This window comes from Deltaproteobacteria bacterium, assembly GCA_015233135.1.
In the GTDB taxonomy this organism is placed as follows: domain Bacteria; phylum UBA10199; class UBA10199; order JADFYH01; family JADFYH01; genus JADFYH01.
This window is the reverse complement of record JADFYH010000017.1, coordinates 27,589-43,304: the sequence shown is the minus strand read 5'-3', so window position 1 is coordinate 43,304 and position 15,716 is coordinate 27,589. Positions and strand designations below refer to the sequence as shown.

Annotated in this window: 1 protein-coding gene (running past both ends of the window); it reads left to right on the top strand. The window is 49.6% G+C overall.

The whole window is internal to an ATP-binding protein gene (locus tag HQM15_07110; GenBank protein ID MBF0492532.1) on the top strand: the coding sequence, 52,635 nt in all, runs 14,315 nt past the left edge and 22,604 nt past the right edge, and what appears here is coding positions 14,316–30,031 (codon 4,772, partial, through codon 10,011, partial); the first complete codon in view begins at position 2. The start codon and the stop codon both lie outside this window.

The window sequence follows — 15,716 nt, the reverse complement described above, 5'->3', positions numbered from 1 at the left end:
TTCTCAACCCTTGACGCTTGAAGCAGATAGGAGGCGGGTAGCGCGGGAGGATGTTCCGGCTGCACGTTTGAGGCCCTTCGCCAATGTTGTGGATAATAGGGTAGGCAATGCGGGCAGTCATTTGAGATTGGATGCTCCCTTCCGTTTTGAAGTGAAGAATGGGCAACTCATTATTGTGGGTTCAGATGGTTTGTTTGAGTTGTTTGCCGATTATCAGGACATGGCCTGGGTGCTGAAGCGTGAGCTAGCGGTTCGTGGTGCAACAAAATGGCAGGAGCTAGGCTCTGGTTCTGGTGCAGTGGCCATTTTGCAAGCGGCCCTCATGCGCGAAGCCTATGCGCGACAATATTTGTCTATGTTTTGCCAGGGTCGCCAATTGACGCGAGAGGTTTATTTGGAGGCCTACCGCGCGGGTGAGTTGAAACTGCGGGGAGAAAATTACACCTATTCTTCGGCTTCTAGCGATTGGGCTAGTTTCTGTCAAAGGAGGGATGCAATTGATGTTCCGGAACCTATTAAAAACAACCCATGGATTTACGAAGGTAATTATTTATTAACCGATACTCGCTATCGGGAAGCAGATGCAGCTGGAAATCCAGCCGTAGATGAAAATGATAATCCTGTTTATTTTGGGCGCGGAGCTATTGTTTGTAAGAGAGCCGACGCAACACCTCCCGATGCCGATGGCAAGACCTGGTGGGTGATGCCACGGAAGATTACAGATGCGGATGAAATTACCCGCTTTAAAGAAGATAACATCAATTGTGTCATGCAGGGAGTGGGTGTTCCAATTACAACAACACCAGCCGCCCCCCAGCCTCAGCCCGCCCAGGCCCAAACAGTACCCGCTCAACGCGCCCGTGGATTTACCCATCCGCCCGCAGCGCCCAGTGTGGCTCCAGTTTCGGCTTCCAGTTTTCCTCATTCATACACACTTCCTGCAACTGCAAACGAGACTATTTTTATCATCGGAAATAATCCCGGTATTAATCCCACAAGTGGTCACATAGGCTTGAGTGTTCAGGATGTAGAGGTTTCACAAAAACATGCCCGAATCACAAGAAATAGCGATGGGAAGCTAAAGGTTGCACCTATTCCCAGTAGTCCTACGCAATTATTGAGAGGCACAGAGCCAGTACGGGCCATTGCAACTCCAGAAACCCTTCAAGAGGGAGATGTTTTAGTCTTTGGTAGTTTTGTACAAATGAAAGTGGAAGGCGGGCAATTACGGTTTACGCATTCGGTGAAAGTTATTGGAGGAGAAGCGCCTGCGCCCACTCCAGCTCCAGTTGCAGCGCCTTTGTCTGGGGCGGATTTTGTGGCACGTGTGGGGTCACATCCTCCCATATTAAGTAGCGACCTACCAAGACTGGCTAACACCGCACAAGATATGCAAAGCGGAGGACTTGGAGTTGAAGTAGTATTTCATAATAAGACGGGTATGTTTTTTGGTGTGGTCAAATACAGCTCCGATGGAAAAAAACAATTGGAGCGCATAACTAGAAGGCTACCCTTGACGAAGGGGGATATTGATCTTTTAAGTGCCACTTACGACTCCACTACAAAAATCCTAAAAGTAGAAAACCCCTTGGGGCAACAAGGTAATCTTTTCATCAATCTGAATGATGGCAAGATTACTTTTGTCCCTCAAGCCACTGTGCCTCCTGCTCCAAGCGGGCCTAGGGGGCCTCAGGCAGTTGTTGCTCCTGCAACGGTTCCTGTTACTGGTCATCCTGCAGATCAGGGTCTCCACGGGTCTTCATCTTCGGAGCAGCGAGGGCCTGAAGTACACGTTCCTGCGGCAGCAGTTCAGCCATTGGTCTCAAGTCAATTCTTTCAGCCTGCGGAGTATCAGACCTTGAAACGCGAGGCCGATGTACTTCTGCCAAACGAAACAAGAACTGCCACAGAACTTATGGATGAATCTAGAAGACTTCAAACTTCTGGTGATTTCAGGAATGCAAAGCTCTTTCATATTTTGTCCGTGATAAAGGAACTTTCAGGACAATATGAAGGGGCGACGGAAGATAATTACGATGATTATTGGATGACATTGGATGATTTTCAGTGTGAAACCATGGAGGCCCAGGCAGCCAATCAGGATCAAATGGCAAGGGATGCTTCTAATGAAAGGGTTGCCCTGGAGGCCTATACCCGAAGGGATGAATTACGGAAGTGGGCTAAGAAACTGAGGGAGATGGAGATACAAATTCACCTGAGGGAAGAACGTCCCCGAGTCGTCAGCAAGACTGAAGCCTATCTCAGCGATATGGCTGAGCGCTATAGAAAAATCTACAGGGGAAACAAAACTCATTCTGCAGGAATATGGGCGGAAGTTTATACAATTTTGCTTCAAGAAAGGGCCGCTGCCGCGGCGGTGGTGGTTGCTCAGGCAGAACCCCTAACCCCACAAAATTTGGTACCACCTCATACCCCCACCCGAAAACGCCTCTTTACTCCCGTGCCTCTTAATACTGCTTTGACGGCGGCGCATCCTTCGAGGGCTATTCTTGACACTTTAAGAGCCCATAGCGACTACAATAGAAGCGCTGAAAATCCTGTGGTAGATGAGATATTGAAAGACCCTCGTCTCCCCCTCAGTCACCATTTGCAGATGGGGGGTTATCATTTTTTCTGTACCCCTGTGATTGTAATGGATACAGCCTATGGCCCCTACGATCATATTGTGGCCCTTGTTCCTGTTCGTGACAACAACACCGGAAAAATTGTTTTAAAGAGAAGATTTTTCTTTAAATCGCGATCAGACGGCAGTTGGAGGGCTTGCGCGGTTAAGGTCGGCGGAACGCACCTCAAGGTGGCTAATGAGCTGGTAGGAGGAGAACACGGTCATTACACCCAAGAAACCCAGGTGGCGCCGGAGCTTTTGAGTCAGTTGGAAAAGCTTCCTCGCCAAGCAGGAAGTATAAGCGAAGCAGATTTTAACCGCTTCATTGGTTTTGATTCTATGAGTACCCAGACGATTAATCATTTAAATGGAGAATTCGATTATGAAGAAATAGAAAGCGTCAGCTTAGATGACATCAGCAGCATTCAACCTGGTCAACAGTTCAATGGGAAGCACCGACGCGAGATTTTAAAAGACCCTGTTCCTATAGAGACAACAGCACTTGAGGCGTATAAACAAGCACTAGTCGATCAGGTTTTGGGTTTGAATGGAGCTTATCCCAATGGCTTCATCCCCAATTTTAGCGCTGGGCCAGTGGCCCATTCAAGTTTTGAACACAGTCTTTTGGGCCAGTGCAGCACCGAAACCTATCGTGCGCAGATCACAGATGATAAGGGCACGCAGCGTCCCTTACTTTGGGAATTTGCCTGTGATGCTCAAGGCCGTACCTGGGTAAAATCGATTCGCTTTGAGGATGCGGTTGTAAATTCCTACGGAGTTTATGTCCCTATTTTTGATTCGGGTTTCTTAACCTCAAAACCGCTGGATTATAAAACCCAGAACAATTTGTTGCTGGAGGCCTATAAGGAAGAATTTGCTGGCGATAGAGATTATATCTTACTTTTCCCTCTGCTGCATCAGATGCAACCCATTCAGGCCTTTAGACGGCATAAAGGTTTTGATACAACTCCAGCTGTGGCAGTGGCAAGACCTAGTACTTTGTCAGGAAGAACTTCAAGAATTTCACTTGGACTTGCGAATACTCTAGAACTGGAAGTTTTGCGTGCTAGGGTACAACGGGTAAATCGAAGAATAAGGGCTCTACCTGGTGATGCTGATGCACAAGCTCCAGCGGCTCCTTCTCCTGTTACCGCTGCTGTTGTCCAGCCTGCAGCACCGGTTGCACAACAATGGGCGAATGCTGCTGACGCAACAACACCAAGCCCTGCGGTAGCGCCTGCCCCAGCACCCGTGCCTACACCTGCAGCGCAAGGTGTGGCGGCCTCTGTCCCAGCCCCAGGGGCTAAATTTAGAATAATATCTAGTGGAGGTATAATTGAGGTAACAGGTCCAGCGGATTCTGTTACAGGAAGAGTTCCCTGCAATTTTACTTCTTTGGGTGGGGCACCAATGCCCACTTCTTATTTCCCAGCGGAAATTAGTCAGCACTTGAGTGGAGGGCAAATTGAGGAAGTGGTTGCAGCCCCTGCACCAGCGGGGGTTGTGGCACCTGCGCCCGTGGCACCTGCCCCGACAGTGGCTACAGCTAGCCAAGTCGAACGCCAGACATTCCATTTAAGCGATGGTCGACCGCTTCCCTTGACCTTGAACTTGGGCAAATCTCGCTGGAATCATTATGAAGACCACGGGTCGGTGGTGATGCAGACTGTGCGTGGGTTTTATGACAATCCCGAAAAGCCCAATGCCCAGAATGAAGATCGGGCAACCGTGCTGGCGGGTGAAACAATTATTGTTGCCGATGGCATGGGGGGGCATGCCGGGGGTGAACAGGCGGCAGAGATTGCGCAGCAAGTGATTGGCTCTGAGATTCAAAGTGGAAAGACCGCATTTGAGGCCTTTGTGGAGGCCCATTTGGCTATTAAGCAGCATAAAGCTTGCAAAAGAGAAGGCGGGGCCGTGGTGGTTTGCAGCCAGGTGGAAAGGCAAGCGGATGGCAATTATAAACTGACATCCAGCGCCGCAGGGGATGCCTGGCAATTGATTTTTGTGCGAGATACAGCGGGTAAGCTTGTCTTAAGAAGCACTGGGGCCCAATTCTATACTAAAATATGGGCACCCTATGTTGCTTTGGGGAAAGATAGAGGTGCCTTTGCTTCGCATGAAGCAGTAAGCAAAATGCAGCCGGATTCTCGAAAAAATAGTTTCGAAAAAGAGATTATTGTTCCTGCCGGCGCCATCAACCTTTTGGCCAGTGATGTTTTAGACAAGTGTTATGGCGATGCAAGGGGTGAACTGGATGTTGCGCAGGTGCTGGAGGTTTTGAATGCTGCTGCCGATCAAACCCCTCAGGGTTTGCATCGTGCCTTGATGCAAGACCTGTTGATTCGGGAATATCTGTTCAACAAAGTCATCCGGCTTAATCCTAACGAAAATGACAATAATATATTGGAGATTACCTCAGCAGAATACGCAGAAGCTTATCTGGCTGTGACGGGCACCCGGCCTGCTTCTCAGCATTGGAAATTCATTGGGTATCAATTAATGCCTAGTGGTTTGGTTGTTCCGAGGGGAAGCGCAGACCCCGTTGCGCGACTAGGCTTTGACAATGCTACCTTGGTGATTCAGGAAATTGGTGGGGCTTTAAACCCAACTCCGACGGTAGAATACCGTGCTTGGGATGCAGCGCCTGTGCCTAGCGTGGCAAGCAATACCGCCGCTCGTACCGTTACTGTGGGCACCGCTGATCTAGGAACCGTGCGTACTGCAGCGCCAGCAGCCACAAGGGCCGTTCCTGATTTAGTCACTTGGGATCCCGCCATCCCAGGTTCAAATGTAAAATTGGAAAACGTAGATTCGACAGGCCATCGCGTGCTGGGTTTAACGATAGGCGATACCGAGTATTTGAGAGTGGATGAGCAGGGCTGGATGCATCAAATGCAAAGCGATTCGCCTTATCATTTGTGGCTCTGGGATCCTCAGGTCAGACGATGGGAGCGAGTGAGTGAAAGAACTTTTCTGGAAGAAAATGCCATTTATTGCTTTGGGGAGGCAGAGGCTTCTGCAGAGGGGCTTCCTTCGGATCAAGTGCTTAATTTTAGCCTGCAAGCTGGGCGGTTAACTCGGGTGCTTAGACCTGCTATTAAATTGACGCGATCTGATTTAGAAACAGAGCTGCGTCAAGGGGCTACCCTGACGGAAAAGCCTTTTGATCCAAACTCTCAGCAAGATACGAATCGAATTCATATTTTAAACTTGCCGGATAATTCTCAGAAATTTGAAATTCCCTCAGAGAGAGCTAGAAAGTTTCTGAGGCCCGACAGACTGAGTTCAGCGAGGGAAGTGTTTACCTTTGATATTTACCGTGAAGAAAGTGAGTTCGCGAGAGACAGACGCGTTGAACATAAATTCAATGGGCCTAGTATTATTCATCAACCGGTTGCTGCACCAGTAGTTCCTTTAAGATCTAGTGCAGATGCTGCAGCAGCGCCTGCTCCTGTTGTTGGCCGCCGAGCAGCTAACACTGTAATAGCTGGAAGTGGTGGCACGGCGGGCACGGCGATAAATATGGGTGCTCCTGAAGTGAACGCTTTTCGCCAAAAAGTAAGCGAAACCTTGGGTGGCGTTTCAATTCGAAAGCCCGGTCTCGCTGAGAATGTGGCCTTGCAGTATCTGGCTGCGATTTTACGCGATGAATCGAGCCCACAAAAACTACAAGAGTACGCTTCGCAACTGAGATTACAAAACACGGCCGACAACCCGGAACTACAAAATTTAATTACTGAAATCATTACTGCCCTGTGTGTTGAGCTTCAAAAAGGGAAAGATTCATCAGAACACAATACTGCACGAGAAGCGGTGGTTAGGCGAGGGGCCCTGCTTTTGACAAAGAGTGGCGTTACCCCACAAGGGTTAGAGGTTTTTTTAACGAGTATTAGCGCTGCTATTCGGCAAGATTACCACAGAAGAATTGCAGAGGCTGCAAGGGCCAATGCGCAAGCGCCGGTTCCCAGGCCAGCAGCGGCTAGATCTCATTCTGCGCCAGTGCAACAAACAGGACCTGCCGCGGTGTCAGTTGCTCCCGGTTCAGGATATGGTGGCATACCTGCAGTGTCTGCTAATCTCAATAACCCCGGTGCTACGGGTGATCCCTTTGCTGCCCCTGCCCCTGCAGCTGCCGCTGCTCCTCGGGGAGTGTTAAGGGGTCCGGCAAGAGAGGCAGATTCCCTAGTGAATGCAGCCACAATGACTGGAGATTTATCTACGAATAGAGGGGGAACCACACAGTGGGGAGGCCGTCCGCCCGTCACTGCTCCCGCTGGTCCTCATGCAGCTGCACCTAGAGGACGTTACAATGTTCAATTGGAAATGAGCTCACCTCAAGCAACAGGCCCCGTTGCAGCAGGGCAGGTTACGTTAAAAGGCCTTTATGGTTTTAGAAAACTCACTGCAGTGCTTGAAGATCGAGCAAGAACATCACATTACAATTACAAGCTTACTGCTGAAGTAGATGCTGCAGCGAATAACGCAAAATGTAATAGGGTAACGGTAGAAGCCAATGGTGATGTTGTGTTGCATTTCCAACTCAGAACAAATGCCACAAATGCCCCCATACTTCAATTTGTGGTGCACCAAGACGATGCGGTGAAACTGGGCTTGGGGCATGTAGTGAGTGGAAAATTTTTACCGCTTATGGAGAGAGATGCTCAGCAAAAATGTTTTGCTTTGGAACTTCTTCCAAATGGTGGATCTAACGGCCATGGTAATAACGGTCACGCTGCCCGAACATTCATAGGCGCAATCACTGTGCTGGGTGCCGGCGGGGTGGCTTTTTTGGCGCCGGGTTTGGCTCGGGCGGATGTGCTGGTGGGTCAGGCGGTGACGGAATCTTCTTCGCTTTGGCCTATTCTGGGTTTGGGGGCGGTGCTGGCCGTGGCTTACGCAGCGCGTGAAAATCGTAACCAGGAAACCCAGCCAGATGCGATTGGGGAAGCCTTGAGGCCCTTTGAAAGTGGCAGCGACGGACGATTGAATTCACAGCAAAGATTGTTGGCTCGACTGGCGCATTTTGAGGACAGGGGCGAGGTTCCCCTGAGAGTGGCAGTGGCGAGAGGGGTTCAGCGTCTGGTGAGTGCGAGCGATTTGGAAGGCTTGCTACAACTTCAAAGGCAGCTGGCTGCAGAGGAGGGTGATTTAACAGCAAGGGCTGTCTTCCAACAAAAAATAGAGGCCGCTTTGGATGCAGTGGCCAAAGGTCAAAGCTGGGTGGCGGAAATCCTTTATCGTCAAAAGGCCATGGGGGAGGTGCATGCGCGTTTGGCAATGTTGTTTACTTCTTTAAATGTAGCTGAGCCTGGAAGCTTTGATTACGATGGACGAATTCCGCAAGATTACGAATTGGCAGAAGATCTTCTAAAACGCAGCATGAACAGCTCGGCAGAAATCCACGGCGGTGAAATCAGCCTGTGCTGCCGTGAAGGCGCCAGAACTCAGGAAGTTTTTGAGGCCATTAACAGCGAAGTAAATGCCTTGCATGCAGCGGGCATGCAAGTTGACCTGGTGACCCAGCCAGAATATCCGGAGGGCGGCCGTTACTTTTTGACCATCAAAGGCGAGCCCTGGCTGAAAATTAATTTTGTAGAGGCTTTGCAGACTAAGCCTCCTGATCGTTTATCCACTCGTCCTCCTGAAGCAACACTCCTTGTTCCTGAAAGTATACCGCCCTATCAACCTCCTCCAATATTCTCGCCGGGCAGCGGTGCCCCTGCCGTTGTGGGCCTTGTCGTGTTTGGCCTGGGCACCTTGTTCAGCAGCCGGGCAGAGGCTGCAATGCACAATCCCTTTGTGGATGCAGGCCAGGCACCTGTTTGGGGGGTGTTGCTGGGGGCTAGCCTGGCGCTGGCGACGGCCTGGGTGCTGAGAGACGGAAAGAAGCAAAGAAAGGCCCTTGCAGCCAGTGACACTCAGTTGACTTTTACAGAGGATGGAAAAGTAAGACTTGAGAAAAGAACGGATGGTACTTGGGGTTTGAGGAACGAAACGGCTCAAACGGTTCTGTTGACTGTAAGAGGACCGGATGGGCGTGCTCGATTTACGGTACAGGCAGGCTCGGTCATGAGCATTAATATTTTGGGCGCAGACAACTTGCAGGGCTATGAATTTAGTCTGAATGTAAACGGTGCAACAGAAACTTTTGCCATAGGCAATGAGAGCACGGCTGCCGAGGAAGCTGGAGAAGAAAGGAAACCTTTGTCGCTTGCCCTTCGAACACTGGGTTTTTCAGATCCTATCCGCGACTTCTTTGAGGGGCGTTTTCTAAGGCCAAACCACGGCTATAAAGAAATAGATGCCGAGGGCCGTGTGACGTCCGAAGGCTTGGCGAACCTGTTGGTAGAGGCATGGAATAACCTTGTGGCAGCGCGGACCGCGGAAGTGGATAAGGCTTCCGCAGAAGAAGCGGTGTTGGTGGCATTGGAGGGTGTTTTTGCAAAAGCGAGGGAGAGTTCTCATCCCACACCCGTAGAAGAGGCGGTCGTAAAATTATTACCTTCGGGTCCCTTACCCGCGGGATTATTACCAGGCCCCTCCTTTGCCGGGGCCTTGCCTGCTGGCGCTCCTGTTCGTTATTTTTCTGAACCTTTCTTTCTGGTGGATGATGAGGGGCCGGTTTTAAGAGCCCTCGGGAATATTTTACAGAGCCCTGAGCATTGTAAAAAATTTGAGGATCCCAAAGAGGCCCTGGCGGCTTATCGACAAAATCCAAGCTCTTTGGCCGTCCTGGATGTGAACATGGCCGGGTTACGAGGAGATGCCCTCGCTGCAGAGATGAGAGCGATTAATCGTCAGGTGCTCATCGTCTTTATGACCGCGAACAGGTCAGAGGCTGAGCAATTAAGAGAAAAGGGTGAAATCGTTTTTGATAAACCGATTGCAGAGCCGAAAAAATTTCCACAAGAACTGGCCCGTTTGCTGGCAGAGCACAAGCGTAACAATCCCACACCCCCCGATGATGCGGGTCCCGGCGGTGGTTCAGGTGCCTCGGGCTCTGGACCTTCAGGCCGTGACTCGGGTTCGGGTGCTACCACTTTAGGGGCGTTGCGAGGAAGCGCAGGTCCTGTGGTGGCACAAGTAACAGAAACAGGGCCCCCCGCGCCGGAAACTATTCCAGATCATGGCACAGCAACAGACGCCGCCTCCCCCTCGGGAGGCGTTGTTGCGAGTGAAGGGGCGTCAAATATTGGTCACCCAGTGTCAACGGATTTACGACAGGGGAACATCCCCCCAAGCCCCCTTAATAAGGGGGGAGTGCAGACTTATACTATTCCTTCGGCGGTGGCTGAGAAAGTGTCCGATGAAATTAAAGCCGACGCGCTGGCTTTAAGAAGAGAGGCCTTGGCGCAGCTACGAGAAATTCGCGAAGCACTTCGTCAAAATAAAATGCAGGCGGGGAGCTACGCTTTATTTTATGTCGCTAGCGACAGGCAGTTTAAAATTTATTCGATGGAGGAAAAGGAAAGGGCCAAAAAATACAATGGACATGCAGATATTGTTGATATTGATTTTGTGGCCGATGGTTCGGTGCGTGTGCTGCTGCCTGAAAATGTAAAAGACTCTGAAAAAGTGCGTGAATTAGAAACCCTGATTCCTTATTTTGCCTCAAATCCAAAGATGCCTTCGCCTTCTTTTATTTTGACTCAATCGTATTTGACCCTCGGTTTTTATGAAAGGCCCAATCTGTGTGTGGCCTTTTCAGAGGCTGAAGCAGCGGTTGTGCCTTTATCGCCCGATACCACAGGTCGAGTTCATCCCCCGGTTTTATTTTCGAATGCCCCCTCACTCGAAGAAAACGCTTTGGAATTTTTTGAAACGCTGAGAGATCATCCTTTCTACGCAGCCGATCGCGAACATGCGGTGGTTCAAAAAATTCTTAATCGTTTTCCTCCCCAAAGAGTGATGCAAATCGAAGGTTACACTTATTTTTGCAGCGAGGTTTTACGCTTGGGCAGTGAAAGCGGTAAAATTTACGATCACGTGTTGGCCGTGTTGCCCGTGTGGCTGGCAGAAGAACAGCGCTTTGTTTTAAAACGCCGTTTCTTTTACAAATCGAATTCGGATGGATCTTGGCGTGCCTGTCCTGTGTCTGCAGCGGGGCAGTACATGAAGACCATTCTGGGCGAAGGTCAGGGAAGCTACACCCAGGAAACCCAGGCAGCATCGGCCATTGTGAGTTTTTTGGATGAGCCCACAGAAACTCGCGAAGTGCAATCCAGTGAGCTTTTGGAATGTATAGACATTGCTTCGTTGTCTGCCAAAACGGTAGATGGCCTGGCGGATGAATTTGAATACGAAAAAATACCGGTTCAGGAACTGGAAGTTTTAAGACAATTCAGGGCCGGGCAATATTTTAATCGCAAACACAAGCAGGCAGATCTTTCTGGAACTCAACTAGTCGAAAATCTTTTGGCTATAAAATATCCCCCAGGTTTTATTCCAGATTTTACCAAACCCACCGGCAAAGGCAGCTTTCAACACACCTTGCTGGGTAAATGTAGAACAGAAACTTTTGAAAGTTCCGTCGAAGTAGGCGGGGCAAGACGCGAACTGGTTTGGGAGATGGCGCAAGATGCGCAGGGAAGAACCTGGGTTCGAACGATACGCTTCAAAGACGCCCAACTCAATTCGTACGGCGTCTACGTGCCCATCTTCGATTCGGGTTTTCTGACGTCCAAACCCTTGGAGTATGAAGAACAAGTGGGCTTGCTGCCGGCTGAATTCAAAAAACATTTTCATGAAAATTACTACGACATCACCCCGCTGCTGCATTTGATGGAACCTCTTCGGGCGTATTTGGAGACAAAAGGACCAAGGAGTTCTTCCACCCCCCCGACAGGTGGTGGTGAAAAGGTGGTAGATTTAGGGCCTCGTATCGCGGAGAGAGAAGCGATCAATCTGCTTGGGGCAGATGCCCGTCCAACGGGGGATGCTGACGAAGAAGCATGGTTGGAGGGGGCATTAGCTCGAGCAGAAAAGGCAAAGAAAAGGATCGTCGCCGAAGCTCCGTTAGGCCAAGCACTTTTAATAGACCCTAAAAGTAGGGCGGCGAATGAGGATGCGAACTTTCCCCCCAAGCTAGCCACCGTAGCCCCCCTCCCGGCCGGCACTGCAAAAGTTGAAGGCTCTGAGGTGCCTTTGACTGCTTCTCTACCTGTAGAGGGTAAGCTTCTGATGCCTGCTGCGCAACAAGAGGCTTTGGTCGAAGAAGATTTAGATTTGTCGGACTCCAACCTGGCCTATGCCACAAGAGATTTAACGCCTGAGACAATCCTGGAAAAAGAGGAGGCCTTAAGAGCAGAGGTGCGGTACAAAGGTTTGGAGACAGCAGAGGGAGCAGCACTTTCAAAAAAAGCGGAGGATTTGCATAAAATTGCAGTAGAACGAAAAGGATTATATCGCCAGCGTTTGCTGGCTGTCTTTAGCCACCTGCAAAAACTTCCGGGTATCCCCGGGCAATTTTCAACTATTCTATTAGCTCAAGCCGAACCCACGGTTTTTTCGAGGATTAAAGCCGTTTATAAAAGCTTGCGGAGTGAGGCCAGTGCCAGAAATAGAGAAGTCTTTGAGAAATATTGTTTGGATCTTATCTGGTTGGAAGATCACCGCTCCAGGCTTTTGAAAAAAATTAGAAGCCCTGAAGAAAAATTTGATCTTTTGATGAACCGCTTGAGGGCCTTAGAAATAGATCCCAGAGTTTTGCCTGCTTTTGAAGAAGCGGACTTCAAAGAAGATATTCTCAGTGAAATAGAGGCTCATTTGCAGAGTGGCGATCTTGTTACGGTCTTTCAGCTTAAAGAGAATAATTTTGAGATCTATCAAAGTCTAAGAGAGGTTGCCCTGCTGGGTCGTCAAATAACCTATGCGAAACTTTCTGAGGATGAAAAAAGAAGAATTTTAAAAGAAGCAGTAGAAAAATTGTTTAATTGTTCCCTAGGAAGTTCCTTCGAACCTGAAGCAGAAGCTTTACATCCCAGCTTAAGCCTGGAACTTGCCCTCCTTAAAGTGATTCAAAAAAACGAAGGCCTTATCCAGATGCAAGTTTCGGGTTCTGTTCGTTTTGTGATTCATCTCTTAAAACATCATTGTGACCATTCGGAATTTACCAATTCAGTAAAAGAGGAAAGGTTGTATCGGTACAAGGGCCTTGCCTGGGCGGAGAAATTTTTTCCTCAAATGGTCAGTGATGGAAAAATAGATTTGCAGGGCTTAAGGTTGGCAGTCATCAAAAAAATATTCTCCAATAATGCAGAAGATATTGAATGGACCGAAAACTTTTTCAAAACGGCAAGCTCACAAGAAAAACTCTTGCTCTTCCTTTCGGCTACTTACCCGGATCGTTTTTTTACCTTAAAACCCAGTTCAGCTCCACGCCTCAAAAGACTTTTTAACCTGATTGGTCGCCATGGTTTGTCGAATGAAATGATTTTAGATTATGTCTTTATGCCAGATGGAGAAGTAAGGTGGGCTGTCGGTCTATCTCAAAGAAACAGTGCAGGGATGTCCGCTGAGTTCCTGATTAAATTTCCGCTCACAGAGACGCGGATTGCCAATATTGCGCATAACCACCCTGAACATGCTGACATTTGGGGGGTTCATCCTTCACCAAGCCGCACATTGGAAGGCAAAATGTCGGGAGATTTGGTAGAGCTTGAGGCAAACTATCAGGCAGCGCTTCCTCATCTGAATGATAATCAAGCGGTAATGTGTAGCATGACTTGTCCCTTGGGTGGCTCGGTTTATGTACGCAGAAAAAGTGGAATTCACATTTACACGGGATATACCCCTCAAGGTTTAGAACTCTTGCCCACGGACAAGGGCCGAAACCAACTTGAAAAGTCGATGCGCCGAATCAAGTTTTGGGCCGATCACCAAGGCATTCCCGTGCATTTTTATGAAATGCCAATGGCTTGGGTAGACGAGCGTCGTTGTCCTCCGGAACACGAAGGTCAAAAAACAGAAGTCGTTATTTTCGGTGGCAAAGCTTTGATGCCCGATGTGTTTGCCTCTACTGAATTTGCAGAAACAGATTGGGCAGAAATTAAAGCTTTAGAAATACCGCCTCCAATTGTCACCACAGTTGTTGTCCCAGAAGGTATGCACGCGACGGTGATGCCCAATGGGGATGTGATTTACACAGCAAAGGATACCCCGACTGCAGCAGTAATTGATGTAACAAATGGGGGTGTAAACTCAAATAATATGGATGCGGCTTCAGGGAGTAGCGGCACGGGGTCTGCTTCAACGCAGCATCCTCTTCTCACCTTGTTGCAGTCTAATTACGAGCAAGAGCAGCTTGAGGCCATCGCGGCATTTGCGGTCCTCATCAAACAGGAGACTCTATCCTCTGAGGAGCAAGCAGCACTCAATGCCGCAGTGCCCCGCTTGCTGGAACTTCGCGGCAACGATGCCTCGTTGAATGGAATTTATGGCGGCAATGAAGCGGGGGTTTTGGCCAAGGCCCTGCTTTTGGATTTTGTAAAAAGCCCTCGTTGTTTGAGGCACAATAAAATTCTCATCCTTGGTAGTTTCAAGACTTTTTGGAGCGAGGGTCCACCCACTGGGATCCTCTCATCCCTGGAGATTAGCAATAGAGCCCATGCAGTCCGCCATTATTTGGAAAGCCTGATGGAGCTTGAAGACGACATTCAGGCGCAGGAATGGAGCGAGTTTGCCAGTCGCTTGGAGCACTGCCCCGCACAAGACTTGATCGGCGTGAGCGGTATTTTTAATTATTTGGCTAGGCGTGAAACGATTTCCAAAGAGGCCAGTGTCGCCGCGTTGAAGTATAGAGATCGTGTTCTTGAAATTATGAACAGTGACGACGAAGCCATTGCCAAAGCCCATTTGCAGCTGGACCTCTTTAATCCGGCTGTGCGGCCCGCAATAGAGATGGAAGCACGATTTGGGGAAGAAAAAATTAATGGAAGGCTTATCGGGGCATGGGGCTCAAGAATGATGGGTGAAAATCTGGCCCGCCGCAAAAGAGCTTTACTAGCTAACAGCAGCACTCTGGGCCTGCTGGCGCTGCTGGGCGTGGGGGCGGCGGCTTTCTTTGGGGGAATGCCCGAGGCCCTGGCTCAGGAATTTCCAGGCCATGCCGCGCAGGGGGCGGTGACGGTGCTTGGCGATCAGAATTTATTTTCGCTTCCAGCCGATTTTTCTTTAACCGAAGGGCTCATCGCTTCCTTGCCGCTTCTGGCGATCGCGGCCCTGCTTGCAAGATCACAATATGAAAAAATTCGGCACCGGCTGTCGGGTTTTTCGAGCACTGCTCAAGAAGCCAAAGTGAAATTGAAGGGTGAAGCGCGAGTGTTGAGAACGGCCACGCCAGAAGATGCGCTGGTTTACAGGGTTTATCGTCGAGATGGAAAAAAAGTTTATCTGGAAGTTTGCAGTAAAAATAGTGAAGGAGCCTGGGTAGGCGCACTGGGTGTGGCTTCTACGATGGTAGAGCTGGAAGGGGAGTTCGAGTTTAAAGAAGGGGTGATGTGGGTGATCCCCCCAGCCTCCCTTTCCAACCTCTCTGTCTCTTCCCTTGATGGCCCAAGGGGAGAGGGGATTGTAGACAACACCCTCTCCGTCGGTCGCTATGTCGCCGCCGCTGCGCTTGGCTTGGTCGTCTTGCTGGCCGCGTCTAACGCCGAGGCGGCTGACCGCCCACTGCAGGGCGCCGTGACTTTTTTGGCCTCTGTGCATGGATTAGAATCTGGAATTTTGGGAACTCTGGCCTTGGGTTTGGGTGTGAGTGTCGTAGCCGCTGCGGTTACGGTCACTTATAATTCTCTGTTTGAGGGTTTCGACCTCGAACGCTCTGGTTTTATTCGCGCTATGAAAGAAACTCTTGCAGAGGCTCTTCGATTAAACAGGCTGGGCGGGCTGGGTAAAAGGGAAAGAAAACTGGAAAGTCCTTTGGGTGAAAACGGCTCTACTTATTTGGCCCAGTGCCTGCAACAAAGGATGGAAATACTTTTTTCCTATTTTGCTTTTAGAGACGCCCGGCGTTTTCAGTACATGAACCCAGAATATGGTTTGGTCCAGTCTCCCTTACAAGAGAGAAATACAAATCGACAAGATTTAG